Origin of the sequence: Rhizobium bangladeshense (assembly GCF_001662075.1) — a bacterium.
GTDB classification, from domain to species: domain Bacteria; phylum Pseudomonadota; class Alphaproteobacteria; order Rhizobiales; family Rhizobiaceae; genus Rhizobium; species Rhizobium bangladeshense_B.
On sequence record NZ_LYPL01000008.1, the window covers coordinates 250,008 to 267,817 of the forward strand.

Below are 17,810 nucleotides of genomic sequence, written 5' to 3' on the forward strand. Positions count from 1 at the left end.
AGCTCGGAGGAGAGAGCGATGAAGAGCAGACTGGCAACGATACTTTGCACCGCAGCCGCGATCATGGCGAGTACAGCGATCGCCCACGCCCAGACCGTGCTGAAATGGGCGCACGTCTATGAAACGTCCGAGCCCTTCCACACCGATTCCGTCTGGGCAGCGGAAGAAATCAACAAGCGCACCGCCGGCCGCTACAAGATAGAGGTGTATCCGGCCTCGCAGCTCGGCAAGGAAGCCGACATCAACCAGGGCCTCAAGCTCGGCACGGTCGACATCATCATCTCGGGATCGAGTTTTGCGGCGCGCGACTACAAGCCGATCGGTGTCACCTATTTCCCCTATATCTTCCGCAGCCCGGAGCACCTGATCGCCTATACCAAGAGCGACGTCTTCAAGCGCCTCGCCAAGGGCTATGAGGACAAGACCGGCAACCACATCGCCGCCGTCAGCTATTACGGCACGCGCCATACGACCTCGAACAAGCCGATCGCCAAATGCGCCGATATGCAGGGTCTGAAGATCCGCGTGCCCGATGTTCCGGCCTATCTCGCAATGCCGCGCGCCTGCGGCGCCAACACGACGCCGATCGCCTTTGCCGAAGTTTATCTCGCTCTGCAGAACGGCACGGTCGAGGCGCAGGAAAATCCGCTGACGACGATCGAGGCGAAAAAGTTCTACGAAGTCCAGAAGAACATCATCCTCACCGGCCACATCGTCGACCACCTCAACACGGTGATCTCGAAGACGCGGTGGGCGAGCCTTTCCGACGAAGACAAGAAGATCTTCGGCGAAGTGATGCAGGAGGCCGCCGAGCGCACCACCAAGACGATCGCCGGCAAGGAAAACAGCCTCGTCGCCACCTTCAAGGAAAAGGGCATCAACGTCACCGAGGTCGATAAGGCCGATTTCGAAAAGACTGTGATGGAGAAGGTCAAGTTCGAGGACTTCGGCTACGAGAAGGCCGATTGGGAAGCGATCCGGGCGATCCAGTAACAGCCCGCTCGGTTCGCGCTTACGGCTGCCCTTCACCCTAACCCTCTCCCCGTAAAAACGGGAGAGGGGACGTGCCTCGCGAGACGTTGGCGAGGGACGGAGGGGTCGCGGCATATCCCCTTCGCCCCGTTTACGGCAGAAGGTGGCGGCAGCCGGATGAGGGGCAGGCGCCGCCGAGCAATGAACGAGGTTTGTCGACGAACTGAAAGGGCCGCCAACTACTCTTCGTCATGCTCGGGCTTGTCCCGAGCATCTGCCACCGTTCGATAGGGCAGCAGATCCTCGGCACAAGGCCGAGGATGAATAAGCGCCGCTCCTCTTTCGCCAACAGGAACAAGGCCGATCATGTCGCAAGAAATTCACACGCCGATTACGGCCGAGGAAATCGGCCACGAATTCGAAGGCCATGCGCCGACCGCAAAAGTCTCGGACTATGCGATCGAGGACTGGATCACGCTGATCGTCTTCTGGCTGATGGCCGGCTGCGTCTTCCTGCAGTTCTTCACGCGCTATGTGCTGAACGACAGCTATGCCTGGACCGAGGAAATCGCCATCAACTGCCTGATCGGCGTCGTCTTTCTGGGCGCCGTGATGTGCGTGCGCACGTCGCGGCATATCCAGGTCGACGTGTTCTATCACTACATGCCGGCGGGGCTGGCCCGCGTGCTCGCCACTTTCGTCGATATCATCCGGATCGGCTTCTTCGCCTATGGCTGTTATCTGATGTGGCGTTACGTCGGCATCGTCGCCGACGAGGAGATGGTCACCATCGCACTGCCGCGCAACATCGTCTTCTACTCGGTGCTGGTCGCTTTCGTGCTGATGCTGATCCGCGCGGTGATCGTCTTCATCGCCAATATGCGCCGCGGCTACTCCGTTCTGGAGCGCCCGGAAGAATTCCAGACCGTCGAGGGTTGATCCAATGCTGCTGCTTCTTGGCTCCTTTCTGGTGATGATGCTGATCGGCGTGCCCGTCGCCATCTCGATGGCCGTCGCCTCCGTGCTCTACATCGTGCTCTACGGCATCGCTCCGGACATTATCGTCGCCCAGCGCATGATCGCCGGCGTTGAAAGCTTCCCGCTGCTCGCCGTGCCCTTCTTCATTCTCGCGGGCAATCTGATGAACTCGGCGGGTGTGACCGGCCGCATCTATTCCTTCGCGGTCGCGCTGGTCGGCTGGATGAAGGGCGGGCTGGCGCAGGTCAACATCATCGGCTCGGTTATCTTCTCCGGCATGTCGGGCACGGCACTCGCCGATGCGGCCGGCATCGGCACGATCGAGATCAAGGCGATGAAGGATCACGGCTATCCGGTCGAAGCCGCGGTCGGCGTGACGGCGGCATCTGCCACGCTCGGCCCGATCTTTCCGCCGTCGCTGCCTTTCGTCATCTATGGCATGATGGCGAACGTCTCGATCGGCGCGCTCTTCATGGCCGGCATCCTACCCGGCATCGTCATGACGCTGCTGATGATGATTACCGTCGCCGCCTTTGCCTACAAGAAGCGCTGGGGCTCGGACGCGCCGTTCGATGTCAGACAACTCCTGTCGGCCGGATTGGAGATCCTCGTCGTCCTGCTGGTGCCGGTGGCGATCTATCTGATGATGCGGGCCGGCCTGTCGATGAATGCGGCGGCGGGCATCGCCCTTCTCGTGCTGTTGGCACTCGACTGGTATTTCGGCTTTTCCGCCGTCATGGCGCTGATGACCCCGGTCATCCTGATCGGCGGCATGACGATGGGCTGGTTCACGCCGACCGAAGCCGCGGTCGCCGCCGTGCTCTGGTCTCTGTTCCTCGGCCTGGTGCGCTACCGCACCATGACGTTCTCGACGCTCGCCAAGGCCAGCTTCGATACGATCGAGACGACGGCATCGGTTCTCTTCATCGTCACCGCGGCTTCCGTCTTCGCATGGCTCTTGACGGTCAGCCAGGCCGCGCAGCTGCTGTCCGATGCGATCCTTTCGATCACCGACAATAAATGGGTGTTCCTGATCCTGGTGAACCTGCTGATGCTGTTCGTCGGCTGCTTCCTGGATACGATCGCGGCAATCACCATCCTCGTCCCGATCCTGCTGCCGATCGTCGCCAAATTCGGTATCGATCCGGTTCAGTTCGGCCTGATCATGACGTTGAACCTGATGATCGGCCTGCTGCATCCGCCGCTCGGCATGGTGCTGTTCGTGCTGTCCAGAGTGGCGAAACTCTCGGTCGAACGAACCACCATGGCGATCCTGCCCTGGCTGGTGCCGCTCTTCCTCGCATTGATCCTGATCACCTTCATCCCAGCCGTATCGCTCTGGCTGCCGCAGCAGCTCGGACTGTTGAGATAGGAGGGCCCCGATGCGGACACGTCTGGCTCGACTTTACCAAAAGGGCGATCTCAGGATCGAGGCCGACACCGTTGCGCTCCCCGGTTCAGGCCAGGTGCTGCTGAAAATGGCAGCCGCAGGCATCTGCGGCTCCGACCTGCATTATTATCAGGACGGCGGCTTCGGACCGATCCGGGTGCGCGAGCCGATCATACCCGGTCACGAGGCCTCGGGAATCGTGGAGAGGGCAGGGGAGGGCGTCGACCTGAAACCCGGGACGCTGGTGGCGGTCAACCCCAGCCAGCCCTGCGGCCATTGCGAATATTGCGCGAAGGGACTGCCCATCCACTGCCTCGACATGCGCTTCATGGGCAGCGCGATGCGCCTGCCTCATGAGCAGGGCATGTTCCGGGAATGGCTGGTCGTGCCAGCCAAGCAGTGCTTCGAAGTGGGAGCGGCGACGACGGCTGCGGAAGCCGCCTGCAGCGAGCCCTTGGCCGTTTGCCTGCACTCGGCATCGCGTGCGGGTGAGATCGCGGGCAAGCGCGTCCTTGTCACAGGCGCCGGCCCGATCGGCTGCCTGATGGTTTCCGCCGCTCGCTATCACGGCGCGGCCGAGATCGTCGTGACCGATCTTGCCGATGCGGCGCTGGAAAGAGCCGAGGCGATGGGCGCGAGCCGGACGATCAATGTGTCTCGAGAGGCTGCAGCACTTGCCGAATTCGAGACGGGCAAGGGCTATTTCGATCTCGTCTTCGAATGCTCGGCCGCCGCACCCGCCATCCGCAGCGCCATTGCCGCCATCAGGCCGCGCGGCACGATCGTGCAGGTCGGTGTCACAGGAGAGATCCCGATCCCGCTCAACGCCATCGTCGGTAAGGAACTCCATATCCACGGCACGCAGCGTTTCCACGAGGAATTCGCCGCCGCCGTCGAGCTGATCTCAAGTCGCGAAATCGATGTCCGGCCGATCATCAGCCACAGCCTGCCCCTCGAAGAGGCCACGACAGCCTTCACACTGGCCGGCGACCGGACGGCCGCCTGTAAGGTACAGCTTACGTTTTAGAAGCCTGTGTCACACCTGCCGGCGCGCCATTCGCGCCAGGCGAGATGAATCTTTGCGCCGATCGTCGTCAGCGGCTGCGGCGGCAGCGTAGCGGTCGCACGGATCGAACAGCTCCTTCCCCAGCCGTTCTCTGCCGCGACCGCGATTGCCGAACGATGCAGCAGCACGGTGTCGCGGGTGTGCCGAGTGGTTCGAAAAAGTGCAACGCCATGTGGAAACAAAGCAGGCCCAGTTTTGTTACTGATAGACCCGCGCAGGAATGTTCCTGCCGGGCGGCGGCCGAAAAGGGAGCAAAATCATGGAGACAGCAACGCAGTGGGCGCTTTTCTTCGGCGCACTGACGTTGGCGAGCTGGATAGCGGGAGGCATTGCGGCCGTCCTTGGAAGTGTCGAGCTCGGCCACCGACAAAGAGCGACAGAATATCTGACGTTCGGGCTCAGCGCCGCCGGCTTCATCTCGGCAGTCGCCATGGCGGCGGTTTTGGTGATCCGCTGAGCTGATTGCGCCGATGCGCGTCGATCGAAACTTCCCGCCAGCTGCGCCTTCAGCGGCGGGCGGCGATCTGTTCGGCAGCGGGTGGCGGACGGTGGAAGACGCAGACCTGGTTGCGGCCCGCCTCCTTGGCGCGATAGAGTGCCACGTCGGCTTCGTGCTGGAGATTAGCCAGGGAAACGCCGGTGTCGGCCGCCGATTTGAACGCCACCCCGACGCTCAGCGTCACCGACGGGCCGACGCCGGAAGACGGGTTCGGAAGGGCGGCCGCCTCCACGCTTTCACGTATTCGCTTCGCCACCGCGACAGCCTCTTCTTCATCCACATCCGGAAGGACGATGAGAAATTCCTCGCCGCCGTGTCGTGAGACGAGGTCGCGATCGGCGCGCACGCAGCTCTGGATAATGCCGGCGACCTTCACAAGGCAGCGGTCGCCTTCACCGTGCCCAAGCTTGTCGTTCAACGCCTTGAAGTGGTCGATGTCGCACATGAGCATGGCGACGATGCCGGTTTCACGGCCGTGCCGCCAGAGGCTCTCGAGCGTTTCCATCATCCAACGGCGGTTGGCGATCCCCGTCAGCGGATCGGTTCTGGCCAGCCGTTCCAATCGGGCATTCGCATCGGCCAATTCCGCGACGCGGCGCTGATCCCTGCAGTCGAGGAGAAATGTCTTCTGCGCCAGGATGTTCATCGTTCGCCTGGCGACCACGGTCGCGATGATCCCGCAGGAAAAGAACAGAGTCCCGGCTATGACGCTGCCCGCGTCCACGAGCGGGTTGTACCATTGAAAGGTGAAATAGAGGCAGAGGGCATAACAGGCGATTGCGATCGTCCAGGCAAGCGGCACGCTGAAGATGGTGATAGCGCTCGTGGCAACGAACAGCATGATGGTCAAATGGCGCTCGTAGAATTCGCCCCCCGCAAAGACGCCGACGAGTGCGACCGACAGCAGGATGACGCACATTCCACCGAGGAGCGATGCGCGTTGAATCGCCACCGGGCGCGGCTTGGTCCAGATGAACGCCGTCAGAATCGCCGCCGGCGGCAGCAGGCAGGCCGGGGCGACCATCAACAGGGCAACCTCACGTGGAAGCAGCATGGCATTCAGCGCCAGGGTCAGAACATCGACGAAGGCGACCCAAGTCATCCAGGAACGGATGACTTTCGCCCTCTGGCGCCATAACCTTTCGTCGAACCGGCGCTGTAGTTCGCCCGTCAGGCGAATATCGCGGGTTCGGCCCGATAAAAGGCGTTCGACCTCATCCGCCATCGCGCCGGTCAGCGGCCGCGGCGAAAAGGACCCGGCTGCAGAACCTTCGAAGGACATGCTTTTGGCATCATTCATCTTTGCTCTATCTAGCCGCAATCGGAAACTCGGCAAGGCTGCCGCGCGGACGTCCGGATTCCTGCGTTGATATTTTGTAAACAAGTTTGACCGCGTGATCTGGGCCAGACCCTCTCGGACATGCTACCTACCTTATTCCGAGAGGAAACAGGATGAGACTTAAGCTGGTCGCAGTTGCGGTCGCGGCGCTGGCGCCGGTGGTGGCGATGCTCGTTTACAACGAAGTCGCGCTGCGCCACCAGCGCAATGAAGAGGTGCGCGCATCCGCGGCACAAGTGGCCAGACAAGCCTCGTCGGAAGTCGAACGGATCATAGAGGGCCTGCACGCCCTTCTCGTCTCCGTCGCCGCCATGCCGTCCGTGCGGCACCTCGACGTCCGAGGCTGCAATGAAGCTCTCAAATCGGTCGCCGAAAGCATTCCGAACATCCGCACCATCTTCGTCGTCGGCCTCGACGGCCGGCCGGTCTGCGGCAGCATGGCTTTTCCCGAGGGCGTGACGTTCTCCGATCGAGACTATTTCCAGCAGGTGCTCAAGACCAATGCTTTCGTCGTCGGGAACTATACGCAGAGCCGCCTTGTCGACAGACCCGTCCTGCCGCTCGCCATGCCCCTGATGGAGGGCGACGCCATGAAGGCCGTCATCGTCAGCGGAATCCGGCTGGACTGGCTGCAGAACCGCATCACCGAGCGCGGCGTTGCTCCCGGCAACGCGGTGACGATAGCCGACGGCAATGGAACGATCGTTGCGCACGTTCCCTCGCCCGAGCGTTTCGTCGGCACCGTCATACCCGATGCCCTTGAGCGCCTGATCCATGCCGACCAGCCCGACGTGATCGATGTGGTGAGCCAGGACGGCACCGAACGCATCCTCGGCTATCGCCCGATCGCGCTGCCCTCCAGCCCTCTCTATGTCAGCGCCGGCTTCTCCAAGGAGCAAGCTTTCGCGCCGATCAATCGGGCGACGACGATGAATACGCTCGCCATTGTCGGCGGTGCGCTTTTTGCCTTTCTCGCCGCGATCTTCATCGGCAACCGCTTCATCCTCGTGCCGATCTCCAGGATCGCGGATGTGATGGAAAAGTGGCGCAGCGGTCAAACGACGGCGCGCACCGGCATGAAAGGACCGGACGAGCTCGGTGTGGTCGGTGCGACCTTCGACCGGCTGCTTGACGAACTCGATGAACGAAGACGCCAGAGCCAGGAGGCGGAGGAGGAGCGCAGCCTCCTTGTCCGCGAACTGGCGCATAGGGTCAAGAATGGCTTCACCCTCGTTCAGGCGATTGCCCGGCAAACCTTCTCCCGGTCCGATCCGGAAAGATACAATTCCTTCGCCGAGAGGCTCGCAGCGCTCGCCGGCACTTATGATCTCATCCTGTCGCGCGAGGGATCGGCGTCGTCCGTCAGGGAGATTGTCTCCGCGGCCTTGCGCGCCCACGTCGCCTCGCAGGCCGAGCGCATTCGCCTGGATGGCCCGGAAGTGGTTCTTCCCGCAGACACCGCCCTGCCGCTTTCGCTCGTGGTGCACGAACTGGCGACCAACGCAACCAAGTATGGAAGTCTCGGAAGCGAAAATGGAACAGTCACCATCGAGTGGAAGCACGATGACGGACGCGTCCTTCTCGTCTGGACGGAGGCGGGTGGGCCACCGGTTTCGACACCGACGAAAAAGGGCTTCGGCTCGATACTGATAGAACGGGCCTTCCCGGCGAAGGCGCAGGCGCGCTCCAGCTCGGACTACAGGCCCGATGGACTCGTCTTCGAAGTTATATTTTCGATCGCGGAACCGGTTGCGAAAGGCGAAGTTGACCCTGGGTAAGATGACATGCATGCGAGCGAAACATGAAAACCAAGGTAGTCGTGGTCGAGGACGAAGCTTTGCTGCTGATGATGGCGGTCGGCATCGTCGAGGAAGCAGGCTTGGAAGCGCTCGAAGCACACAATGCCGATGAGGCTCTCATCCTCTTCGAAAGCGTGCCCGGCATTCGGATCCTTTTCACGGACATCGACATGCCGGGCAGCATGGACGGTCTGAAACTCGCAAAGGCCGTCCGCAACCGCTGGCCGCCGGTCGAAATCATCATCGTCTCCGGCATGAAGCAGCCGGGGGAAGATGAATTGCCCGAGCGTGGCGTTTTCTTCCCAAAGCCTTACGATACCCGGCAGCTCTGCGACGCGCTCGTCAGAATGGCCGCTTGATAGGTGAGCCGAGGCACGCCGCCTGATAATGCAGCGGCCAATGCATCCTTTTGGAATCTCGTGCGTTTCCCTGATCCAACAGCAGGAGAACATCATGTCAAAACGTGAGCTCATCGATACAGGCACCGACAAGCGCTACGTCCGCCGCGACGATCAGGGCCGCTTCACCGAGTCGGCGGACGTCGGCCGCTCGCTCTCGGCCGACAAGCGGCGCAAGGCGAAGAACGATGCGAAGCCCGGAGAAGGCGATCGCGGCGACCATCACGCCAAAAAGCACTGAAGCCAAGGCCGCGATCGGGATGTTGCGCGGCCCGCTATCTCTCAGCCGTCGAGGGCCTCTGCAGATCGATGCGACTGGTCACGACCGACTGGCCGGAAGCAGGATCTTTGTCGACGGTCTGCAGTCGAAGCCGGTTCTGCCCGACTTTCTCGATCATCAAAACTGCGTCTCGATCACCGTTGACCAGCCGCGCCCAGGTCACACGCAGGTTGAGGGCAGTACCTTTCCTGTTGCCTGCAAGCTTCGACGGCAGTCCTGACGGCCCGACATAATTGCCGGTATAACGCTCTCCGGCAGCCTTGACGGTCGCCGAGAAGGTTCTGGTGAAAACCGCAAGGCCACGACACTTCCCGTTCATCGAAACGGTGGATGCGCTCGCATCAGATCGCAGGGTGCAGGAGACGTTCAGGTTCGTGCCGCCAATCCGCGTGAGCACCTTTCCAGTCCCGCTCCAGTCGCCGGCCAAAGACTGCAAAAAACCGACCTCCGACGCCATTGCCCCGACAGGCAGACAAGGCAGCAAGAGCAAAGTTGCGATCAGGATAATACGCATGGTAGCCCCCCAGTTTGCGTGTTCGGACAACCGGCCAGCATGGCAGATTGTTCCCGGCGTCGGATCGCTTTTGTTGCCCGTGCAGGCCGGCGCTTTACGACTTACCTCTCCGTCGCTGCGATGGCATCGATTCTTCGCAGCTTGAAGAAATAACGACGGGCATCGCCTTCAACACACATCATTCCAGCCAGGTCTTGCTCATTCATCCGGCGAAAATAATCGATGATCGGCTGTTTGTCGTAACGCATTGCCGCGGTGGCGCCGTCCCCCGAGGTCTGAAGTGCAAGCGACGCGGTCGTGCCTCGCGCGCGCAATGCCTTCTGCAGATAGGAGAACCAGTTCCGCGCGATCCTTGTGCGGCCGAACGGTGCGGCCTTGATGGCCAGTCCGATTGGCAAAAACCGGGGTTCAATGGCCACCAGCCGATCCGCACGCCATTGAAAGAGCAGGGCGTCTGCGCGCATGTCCGCGTGAAACCGCTTGCCGAACCAGCCAAGGTTCTCGAGAACGCCGTCGAGCGGGTGATCGGACGGAATACCCGAACCCCTCCACAAGCCGATCATCTCGACCGGCCGGACAGGCTTCAGCGAAGAGAACCAGGTCTTCATCTCGTCCTGCTGACCCATGCTTTCCATCCGTTTCCAGTCACGCAACCGAACATCTCGCCCACCATGAAGAAATGGCGGCGCCACCGGCCCGATCATTCCCTATCGATACGGCGAGATCAAAGCCCGCGCTTCGTTGACAACAGGGCTTCCAGCGACACCGGCCTGAGGCCCTGCCGATCGACACCGACATCGTACTGGCGGGGCAGGGGCTTCAGACGGCCGTGGGAATGTCCGTGCAGATTGATCGATTTCTTGCCCATCTTGTTCCAGGTGCGGAACGGGTAGTGGCACAGGATCAGCAGATGATCGTCCAGCGTCATCTCCTTGTAGTGCTGAACACTTGCCCATCCCGTCGCCTCCGTCGTCGTCGGCGGATCATTGTTGCCGACGATGAGGTGCTTGCGCCCATTCAGCATGGAAAGCAGCTGGTCGCAGTCCCCGCCCCGGAACGACATGACGTCGCCGAGGTGCCAGATGTCGTCCTTCGGACCAACGATTTCGTTCCAGTTCCGGATCAGCGTCACGTCATGCGAGGTCATGTCGGGGAAGGGGCGTCGGTCGATGCGAAGGACGCGCGGATCTGCAAAGTGGGTATCGCCGGTGAAATAGATCATCTGACAGAGATGGCGCAGTCCCCTCCGTTGAAAAGCCGTTGCTAATGGCCAGGTGTCGGGATCGGATGTTTGACATCGGCAAGGGAAGGGCTGCGCACGATGCGATAGCGCGCTTCGATGAGGTTATAGACACCGAAGGCTGCCAGTCCGATCGCGACGGCGATATAGAGGATCGAGCCGAACGGGAGCTGTCTCACCCACTCAAGCGCGTCCGCCATGCTGCCCGCCTGTTGCGGATGGACGCGGAAACCGGCATAGGCGAAAAAAATTCCCATGATCGCAAAAACGACTCCACGTGCGACGAGCCCGTAAATGCAGACCGTGGTCACCACGCCGCTGGCGTCGGCAAGTCTGAGATAGCGCTCGAATTTCTTGGTGATACCTTTGGCTGCCGTCACGACCCCGCCGATGATGAAGCTGAGGCCGACGGCTACGGCGAGATAGGCGCCGAACGGCTGCGACATGATCCATTGGGCCATTCCCTTCTCACCCGATCCTTCGCTTCCGCCGCCGCTGAAGAGTGCGTGTCCCAGCGCGTATCCGGCAAGCCCGAGGTAGGCGACGGCGCTACCGAAGAGAACGGTGCGGATGGCGACAGCCTTGGCGTTGCTGCCGTGGCCGTCGCTGTCGGCCAGGGATTGCGCCAGTCGCCAGCCGACGAAACCAAGAAGTCCAAGGCCGATGAGCCCGACCCAAACGCGGCCGAAGGGCTGTCCGAGAAGCGTTGAAAGTGCCGACTTCGTTTCCGGCTCTCCCCCGGCGACACCGGAGAAGAGGGCCAAGCCCGCCACAAGAAGGAATACGGCGCCCCGCGCCACATAACCACTCTTCGCAAGCAAGTCGAAACGAAATCCTTTGGGCATGATATTCTCCGTGCGTCTGTGTGGCTGTCATCCCTAACGCACCACCGCGCGGAAAGTTGTCATCGAGGAATGACCATGATCATCCGGGGAGTTGCCGATGCCGGTCCGTAGCGCCGGACTTCTCATCTACCGCCTTTTCGAGGCGCGGCTGGAAGTCCTGCTCGTCCATCCCGGCGGTCCCTTCTGGGCGAAGAAGGACGAGGGCGCCTGGTCGATCCCGAAAGGATTGATCGAGTCCGGTGAAGACGAGCTGCCGGCAGCGATCCGGGAGGCGCAGGAGGAGCTCGGCGTCGAAATTCAAGGAGCCTTCGCCCGGCTCGGAGAATATCGCCAGCCCAGCGGAAAAGTCGTGGTCGTCTGGTCAGTGGAGGCGAACGCCACGCTGAGTGTCGAGGAGATACGGAGTTCGGAGTTTCAGATCGAATGGCCACCGCGAACGGGCCGCATCCAGAATTTCCCCGAGGTCGACCGCGCCGAATGGTTTCCAGCCGCAGAGGCGGAGATCAAGATCCTCAAGGGCCAGCGGGCAATGATTGCCGACCTCCTCAAGCAGCTCGGTAGAGAGCAATGATCGCGGCCTTGCTCCATTATTCTATTTTCAGAGACTGCAAATCGCGCACCGACGCTTGACCAACGCGCTTGAGGCGATGACCCGGCGTAATGACATCAGCCGATCCCGGTGATCTCCGGCGTGAAGGCAATAATCTTCTCGGATATGCGGCTTTCGTCACCGCTGCTCGCAGCGAGCAGAAGCGCGGCGGCGGTTTCGCCCATCTGGCGCCGTGGCGAAATCGAGGTCGCGATCCTGACGGGGAGGGCACTGGCAACATCCAACCCGTTGAATCCGGCGATCAGGATTTCCGTGGGGCTGGCAATGCCGAGCTCCAGACATGCAAAAGCGCCGCCCGTTGCCATGTCATCATTAGAATAATAGATGCAATCGAGATCCCGGGTCGCGGCGAGCATGGAGAGCGACAGCCGCTTGCCGTGCGCCACCGAGGAATAGGGGGCGTTGATCCGCTCGGCCACGAATGAAAGGCCACTCTCGCGCAGCACCTTCTCGAAGCCGGCTCTTCGTTTGCCGGCACGCAAATCTCGGTCGATCGCGCTGCCGATATAGCCGAACCGCCGCCGGCCGGCTGCCAAAAGCGCCTTTGCCATCTCCTCTCCCGCCTTGCCATGAGAAAGCCCGACGTTGAAATCGATGGGCGTGCCGTCGAGGTCCATCAGCTGGATCACCGGGATCTCCGCATTCTGCAGCATTCTGACCGTTTCTGCCGGCTGATCGAGACCCGTCACGATGATGGCGGCAGGCCGCCAGGAGAGCATGTCGCGGATGATCTCGCGCTCTTTCGCCATGTCGTAGTCGGAGATGCCGAAAACCGCCTGCATGCCGGATCCCCGCAACCCGGCCGAGATGCCCGCCAGCATTTCGGGAAAGACGATGTTGGACATGCTGGGAACAACGACGGCGACGAGGTTCGTGCGCTGCGATGACAGCGAGAGCGCCAGCCGGTTGCCGACATAACTCAGCCGCTCGGCCTGCTGGAGTACTTTTTCGCGCGTCTTCTTGGAGACGTCGGCCGCGCCGCGAAGGGCGCGCGATGCCGTCATCTTGCTGACGCCGGCTGCGGCGGCAACCTCTTCCAATGTGGATTTACGCATCGAACCGATTCCTTAGTCGAATTGCCTCGCCAGCGGCCAACACCAGATTCATAGGCTCTTTTCCAAAAAAGGAAAACACGTACTACTTGACATATGCGCTCAAAATAGGCGTTGTTACCGATACCGGTATCGATACCAGCGGTCAAAACCTGGATCAGAAACGGGACGGACAAAGCTTCGGGCGTCCGGCATCGTAGCAAAGTTTGACTGCCAAGATCTGCTGATCAGCCAATCCGGCTTGACCTGCAGGTTGTAGACCTATCTGAATTCGATCGGACACATTCCGATCGCGGTGCCAGCTGCGACAGGCCGTGACCGCCAGGACAATGCGACGAGCGGTGCGTTCTTACCGAAGACACCGGCCGAACGGGAGGATGAGCCGCCATGCATGTGATGATTTTGGGCGCAGCCGGCATGGTCGGTCGCAAGCTGATCGAGAAGATCGCGCGCGAGCCGCTGGCTTTCGGCCGGCCCGTCACCAGGCTGACGCTGGCGGACGCCTTTCAGCCGCCGGTGCCGGAATCGCTCCGGTCCGTTTCAACGGCGCTGACGGTCGACCTCGCCGGTGCCGGCGCCGCCGACAGGCTGATCGAAGGCCGGCCGGACCTGATCTTCCATCTCGCCGCCATCGTTTCGGGAGAGGCGGAAGCGGATTTCGACAAGGGCTATGCCGTCAATCTCGACGGTACGCGCGCGCTGTTCGATGCGATCCGCCAGGCCGGTCTCGCCGCCAGCGCCTATGTCCCGCGCCTCGTCTTCGCGTCCTCGATCGCTGTCTTCGGAACGCCGTTTCCCGAGGTCATTCCCGATGAATTCTTCACGACGCCGCTGACGAGCTACGGCACCCAGAAGGCGATCGCAGAATTGCTGCTCGCCGATTATTCCCGCCGCGGCATTTTCGACGGCATCGGCATACGGCTGCCGACCATCTGCGTGCGGCCCGGCGCACCGAACAAGGCCGCATCGGGCTTCTTCTCCAACATCCTGCGCGAACCGCTGGTCGGCGAGGAAGCGGTGCTGCCGGTCAGCGACAACGTGCGGCACTGGTTCGCAAGTCCGCGCTCGGCCGTCGGCTTCTTCGTCCATGCCGCGACGGTCGATACGGCAAGGATCGGCGCGCGGCGCAACCTCACCATGCCGGGTCTTTCCGCGCTGGTCTCCGAAGAGATCGAAGCCTTGCGCCGCGTGGCTGGCGACAAGGCGGTCGCCCTCATCAAACGCGTCCCCGATCCGATGATCGAACGCATCGTCGCCGGCTGGCCGACCCAGTTCGACGCCGAGAGAGCGTCTTCGCTCGGCTTCAAGGCGGAGACAAGCTTCGACGAGATCCTGAAAGTCCATATCGAGGATGAGCTCGACGGGAGGATCGCATGAGCATATCGGCCAGCGGAGAGGCAAGGATCGCGCTTGTCACCGGCGGCGGCACCGGCGTCGGGCGTGCCATATCGCGGGGGCTCGGCGCTGCCGGCTACACGGTCGTCATTTCAGGACGGCGGGCCGACGTGCTTGAAGAAGCGGCGAGCGAGCTTGGCGGCGAAACCGGCGCGGAGTTCCTCGCGGTTTCCGCCGATGTCGGCGATCCCGCTTCGGTACGGGCTCTTTTCGACGCCATCTCAGAAAAACACGGGCGGCTCGACCTGCTGGTCAACAATGCCGGCGTCACCGTGCCGGGGGTGCCGCTGGAGGAGGTTTCCTTTGAGCAGTGGAGCGCCATCGTCGCCGCCAATCTCACCGGCGCCTTTCTCTGCACCCAGCAGGCCTTCCGGCTGATGAAGAGCCAGAACCCGCGCGGCGGGCGCATCATCAATAACGGCTCCGTCTCCGCCACGACGCCGCGTCCGAATTCCGCGCCTTACACGGCGACGAAGCACGCCATAACGGGGCTGACGAAATCCACCGCTCTCGACGGGCGCGAATTCGACATCGCCTGCGGCCAAATCGATATTGGCAATGCCGCAAGCGACATGACGACGAGGATTGCGGCCGGCGTCTTGCAGGCAAACGGCAGCATCGCGGCGGAAGCGACGATCGATCCGGCCCATATTGCCGATGCGGTCGTCTACATGGCGGGCCTGCCGCTCAGCGCCAATGTGCTGACCATGACAGTGATGGCAACGAAGATGCCTTTTGTCGGGCGGGGGTGAGAAGGCGGGCTGCCGCCGGCCGCAAACGACATAGATACAGTGCTTGCGTAATGCTCATGATCTGGGAGGAGGGAGTATGGCAAACGTTCAATTCGAAGATGTCCGGAAATCATTCGGCGCGCATCCCGTTATCAAGGGGGTAGACATCGATATTGCCGATGGGGAATTCGTCATCCTCGTCGGCCCCTCGGGCTGCGGCAAGTCGACCCTTTTGAGGATGCTGGCCGGGCTCGAGAACATTTCCGGCGGCGAAATCAAGATCGGCGGGCGCGTCGTCAACACGCTGCCGCCCAAGGACCGCGACATCGCCATGGTCTTCCAGAATTATGCGCTCTATCCGCATATGACGGTGGAGCAGAACATGGGCTTTTCGCTCATGCTCAACAAGGCGCCGAAGGCGGAAGCCGAGAAACGGGTGAAATATGCCGCCGGTATTCTCGGCCTCGACAAGCTGCTCGACCGCTATCCGCGCCAGCTTTCCGGCGGTCAGCGCCAGCGCGTCGCCATGGGCCGCGCGATCGTGCGCGATCCTGAAGTCTTCCTGTTCGACGAGCCGCTCTCCAACCTCGATGCAAAATTGCGCGTCGCCATGCGCGCCGAGATCAAGGAACTGCACCAGCGCCTGAAGACGACGACCGTCTACGTCACCCATGACCAGATCGAGGCGATGACGATGGCCGACAAGATCGTCGTCATGCATGACGGCATCGTCGAGCAGATCGGTTCGCCGCTCGAGCTTTACGACCGTCCCGCCAATCTCTTCGTCGGCGGCTTCATCGGCTCGCCGGCGATGAACATGATCCACGGCAGACTCGATCCGGAAAATCCCGGTCAATTCGTCGCGGCCAACGGCACGCGGCTGCCGGTCGCCAATCCGCCGGCGAGTGCTGTGGGCCGCGACCTCGTTTACGGGCTGCGCCCCGAATATATCTCGCTCGATCCGAATGGGCTGCCGGCCGAGATCGTAGTGATCGAGCCGACCGGTTATGAAACACATCTGACCGTCCGCCTCGGCGGCAGCGAGGTCAGCTGCGTCTTCCGCGAGCGTGTCGATGCCCGCCCGGGTGAAGCCATCCGCGTGGCGATCGACGCCGCGCATGTTCACCTCTTCGATGCCGAAGGCGGCAAGAGGTTGACCGACTGATGCCATCCGGCGGCGGCACGGGAGAGGAGGAGTTCTCCCTGCCGCCGGAGAGCAAGCGTCCCGGGAGCAAAAGCTCCCCCGGAGATGCCAGGCCGCCGTTCACCAAGCGGGAGGTGGATGCCGGAGAATTGCTCCCGCTGTTTCAATGAGGAGGAATCTCATGACGATCAAGAGACGTGAATTTCTTGCCGCATCGGCAGCCGTTGCCGGCGTTGCCGGTCTCGGCATCAGGCCATCTCTGGCGCAGGCCGAACCGACCTACACGCCGGAAAGCGGCGCGAGCCTCAGGCTCCTGCGCTGGACGCCTTTCGTGAAGGGCGATGAGGATGCCTGGATCGCCAATACCAAGAAATTCACCGAAGCCACAGGCGTGGAAGTGCGCATCGACAAGGAAAGCTGGGAGGACATTCGTCCGAAGGCAGCCGTCGCGGCCAATGTCGGCTCCGGTCCCGATCTCATCATGTGCTGGTTCGACGACGCGCATCAATATCCGGACAAGCTGGTCGATCTCACCGAACTCGGCAACTATCTCGGCAACAAATATGAAGGCTGGTACGACGGCGTGAAGGGTTACGCCACCCGCGACGACAAGTTCATCGCCATGCCGCTGACGGCGATCGGCAATGCGGTTGTCTATCGCGACAGCCACGTCAAGGCGGCCGGCTTCAACGAATTTCCGAACGATACCGCGGGCTTCCTCGAGCTATGCAAGGCCATGAAGGCGAAGGGCACGCCCGCCGGCTTCCCGCATGGTAAGGCGGTCGGCGACGGCAACAACTACGCCCATTGGCTGCTCTGGAGCCATGGCGGCAAGATGGTCGATGAAAGCGGCACGGTGACGATCAACAGCCCGGAAACGCTCGCCTCGATCAACTACGCCAAGGAGCTCTACGCAACCTTCATTCCGGGCACGGAAAGCTGGCAGGACGTCAACAACAACCGCGCCTTCTTGGCGGGCCAGGTATCGCTGATCGCAAATGGCGTCTCGGTCTATTACACGGCCAAGAACGACCCGAAGCTCGCCGAGATCGCCAAGGACATGCGCACGACGAACTTCCCGATCGGACCGGTCGGCAAGAGCGTCGAGCTTTTCCAGACGAGCTCGCTGCTGCTCTTCAAGCACACCAAATATCCGGAAGCGGCCAAGGCCTACATCAAGTTCATGATGGAAGCCGACCAGATGAACGCCTGGATCCAAGGCTCCAGCGCCTATTGCTGCCAGCCTCTCAAGGCCTTCGCCAAGAATCCGGTCTGGGCCGCCGATCCGGTCCACGCGCCCTATGCGCGCGCTTCGGAAAGGCTGCGCCCGAACGGCTATGCCGGCCCGCTCGGCTACGCCTCGGCGGCGACCATGGCCGATTATGTGCTCGTCGACATGTATGCCGCCGCCGTTACCGGCCAGAAGTCGCCTGAGGACGCAATGAAGGAAGCCGAACGCCGAGCGAACCGCTACTACCGCGTCTGATCCAGAGTCAGGCGGACGGCATGCCGGCAGCCGGCATGCCGTCCGTCTCTCAAGAACTGAATGCAATCTGGA

Annotated in this window: 19 protein-coding genes; 13 read left to right on the top strand and 6 right to left on the bottom strand. The window is 61.8% G+C overall.

Annotation, left to right across the window (positions count from 1 at the left end; translation table 11 throughout):
• Positions 1 to 18 precede the first annotated feature (18 nt).
• The 5 genes from A7X77_RS17915 to A7X77_RS17935 all read left to right on the top strand — a co-directional run bounded on the left by A7X77_RS17915 (position 19) and on the right by A7X77_RS17935 (position 4,863).
• Entirely contained in the window at positions 19 to 993 is a 975-nt protein-coding gene (locus A7X77_RS17915; protein WP_064684185.1) for a sialic acid TRAP transporter substrate-binding protein SiaP, read from the top strand.
• 345 nt (positions 994 to 1,338) lie between these two features.
• A complete protein-coding gene (locus A7X77_RS17920; protein ID WP_064684186.1) occupies positions 1,339 to 1,911 on the top strand; it encodes a TRAP transporter small permease in 573 nt (190 codons plus the stop codon).
• Positions 1,912 to 1,915: 4 nt separating this feature from the next.
• Complete coding sequence (locus A7X77_RS17925; RefSeq protein ID WP_064684187.1) at positions 1,916 to 3,322, top strand: TRAP transporter large permease; 1,407 nt, start codon at positions 1,916 to 1,918, stop codon at positions 3,320 to 3,322.
• A gap of 10 nt (positions 3,323 to 3,332) precedes the next feature.
• Positions 3,333 to 4,367: an L-idonate 5-dehydrogenase gene (locus A7X77_RS17930; protein WP_064684188.1), complete on the top strand. Its 1,035-nt coding sequence runs from the start codon at positions 3,333 to 3,335 to the stop codon at positions 4,365 to 4,367.
• Positions 4,368 to 4,665: 298 nt separating this feature from the next.
• On the top strand, positions 4,666 to 4,863 hold the full coding sequence (locus A7X77_RS17935) for a hypothetical protein (RefSeq protein ID WP_170965015.1): 198 nt from the start codon (positions 4,666 to 4,668) through the stop codon (positions 4,861 to 4,863).
• A gap of 49 nt (positions 4,864 to 4,912) precedes the next feature.
• Here the strand turns inward: A7X77_RS17935 and A7X77_RS17940 are convergent, their stop codons facing one another.
• Complete coding sequence (locus tag A7X77_RS17940; protein WP_064684190.1) at positions 4,913 to 6,205, bottom strand: GGDEF domain-containing protein; 1,293 nt, start codon at positions 6,203 to 6,205, stop codon at positions 4,913 to 4,915.
• A 152-nt stretch (positions 6,206 to 6,357) separates the two neighbouring features.
• On the opposite strand from A7X77_RS17940, the gene A7X77_RS17945 reads away from it, so the two are divergent.
• The 3 genes from A7X77_RS17945 (at position 6,358) to A7X77_RS17955 (ending at position 8,682) form a co-directional block, all read left to right on the top strand.
• Positions 6,358 to 8,022 (top strand): sensor histidine kinase, encoded by a 1,665-nt coding sequence (locus tag A7X77_RS17945; protein ID WP_064684191.1) that lies wholly within the window; start codon positions 6,358 to 6,360, stop codon positions 8,020 to 8,022.
• Positions 8,023 to 8,045: 23 nt separating this feature from the next.
• Complete coding sequence (locus A7X77_RS17950; RefSeq protein ID WP_064684192.1) at positions 8,046 to 8,402, top strand: response regulator; 357 nt, start codon at positions 8,046 to 8,048, stop codon at positions 8,400 to 8,402.
• A gap of 94 nt (positions 8,403 to 8,496) precedes the next feature.
• Positions 8,497 to 8,682: a hypothetical protein gene (locus A7X77_RS17955; protein WP_064684193.1), complete on the top strand. Its 186-nt coding sequence runs from the start codon at positions 8,497 to 8,499 to the stop codon at positions 8,680 to 8,682.
• Positions 8,683 to 8,716: 34 nt separating this feature from the next.
• Here the strand turns inward: A7X77_RS17955 and A7X77_RS17960 are convergent, their stop codons facing one another.
• The 4 genes from A7X77_RS17960 to A7X77_RS17975 form a co-directional block, all read right to left on the bottom strand.
• Positions 8,717 to 9,235 carry a hypothetical protein gene (locus tag A7X77_RS17960; RefSeq protein WP_064684194.1) on the bottom strand — a complete coding sequence of 173 codons (519 nt, stop codon included), beginning with the start codon at positions 9,233 to 9,235 and terminating at the stop codon, positions 8,717 to 8,719.
• Between the two features lie 101 nt (positions 9,236 to 9,336).
• Complete coding sequence (locus tag A7X77_RS17965; protein ID WP_064684195.1) at positions 9,337 to 9,870, bottom strand: GXWXG domain-containing protein; 534 nt, start codon at positions 9,868 to 9,870, stop codon at positions 9,337 to 9,339.
• An 89-nt stretch (positions 9,871 to 9,959) separates the two neighbouring features.
• Positions 9,960 to 10,457, bottom strand: coding sequence for a hypothetical protein (locus A7X77_RS17970; RefSeq protein ID WP_064684196.1), 498 nt, complete (start codon positions 10,455 to 10,457; stop codon positions 9,960 to 9,962).
• A 41-nt stretch (positions 10,458 to 10,498) separates the two neighbouring features.
• Positions 10,499 to 11,320 (bottom strand): DUF1206 domain-containing protein, encoded by an 822-nt coding sequence (locus A7X77_RS17975; RefSeq protein ID WP_064684197.1) that lies wholly within the window; start codon positions 11,318 to 11,320, stop codon positions 10,499 to 10,501.
• Positions 11,321 to 11,417: 97 nt separating this feature from the next.
• Between A7X77_RS17975 and A7X77_RS17980 the strand changes: the two genes are divergently transcribed.
• Complete coding sequence (locus tag A7X77_RS17980) at positions 11,418 to 11,891, top strand: NUDIX domain-containing protein (protein WP_064684198.1); 474 nt, start codon at positions 11,418 to 11,420, stop codon at positions 11,889 to 11,891.
• A 95-nt stretch (positions 11,892 to 11,986) separates the two neighbouring features.
• Here the strand turns inward: A7X77_RS17980 and A7X77_RS17985 are convergent, their stop codons facing one another.
• On the bottom strand, positions 11,987 to 12,985 hold the full coding sequence (locus tag A7X77_RS17985) for a LacI family DNA-binding transcriptional regulator (protein WP_082928831.1): 999 nt from the start codon (positions 12,983 to 12,985) through the stop codon (positions 11,987 to 11,989).
• 384 nt (positions 12,986 to 13,369) lie between these two features.
• On the opposite strand from A7X77_RS17985, the gene denD reads away from it, so the two are divergent.
• From denD to A7X77_RS18005, 4 genes are all read left to right on the top strand, one after another.
• Positions 13,370 to 14,359: a D-erythronate dehydrogenase gene (denD, locus tag A7X77_RS17990; protein WP_064684199.1), complete on the top strand. Its 990-nt coding sequence runs from the start codon at positions 13,370 to 13,372 to the stop codon at positions 14,357 to 14,359.
• On the top strand, positions 14,356 to 15,129 hold the full coding sequence (locus A7X77_RS17995; RefSeq protein WP_064684200.1) for an SDR family oxidoreductase: 774 nt from the start codon (positions 14,356 to 14,358) through the stop codon (positions 15,127 to 15,129). The genes denD and A7X77_RS17995 overlap by 4 nt, the downstream gene beginning before the upstream one ends.
• Positions 15,130 to 15,205: 76 nt before the next feature.
• Entirely contained in the window at positions 15,206 to 16,273 is a 1,068-nt protein-coding gene (locus A7X77_RS18000) for an ABC transporter ATP-binding protein (protein WP_012489698.1), read from the top strand.
• Positions 16,274 to 16,433: 160 nt separating this feature from the next.
• Positions 16,434 to 17,738, top strand: a complete 1,305-nt coding sequence (locus A7X77_RS18005) for an ABC transporter substrate-binding protein (RefSeq protein WP_064684201.1) — start codon at positions 16,434 to 16,436, stop codon at positions 17,736 to 17,738.
• The last annotated feature ends 72 nt before the right edge of the window (positions 17,739 to 17,810 follow it).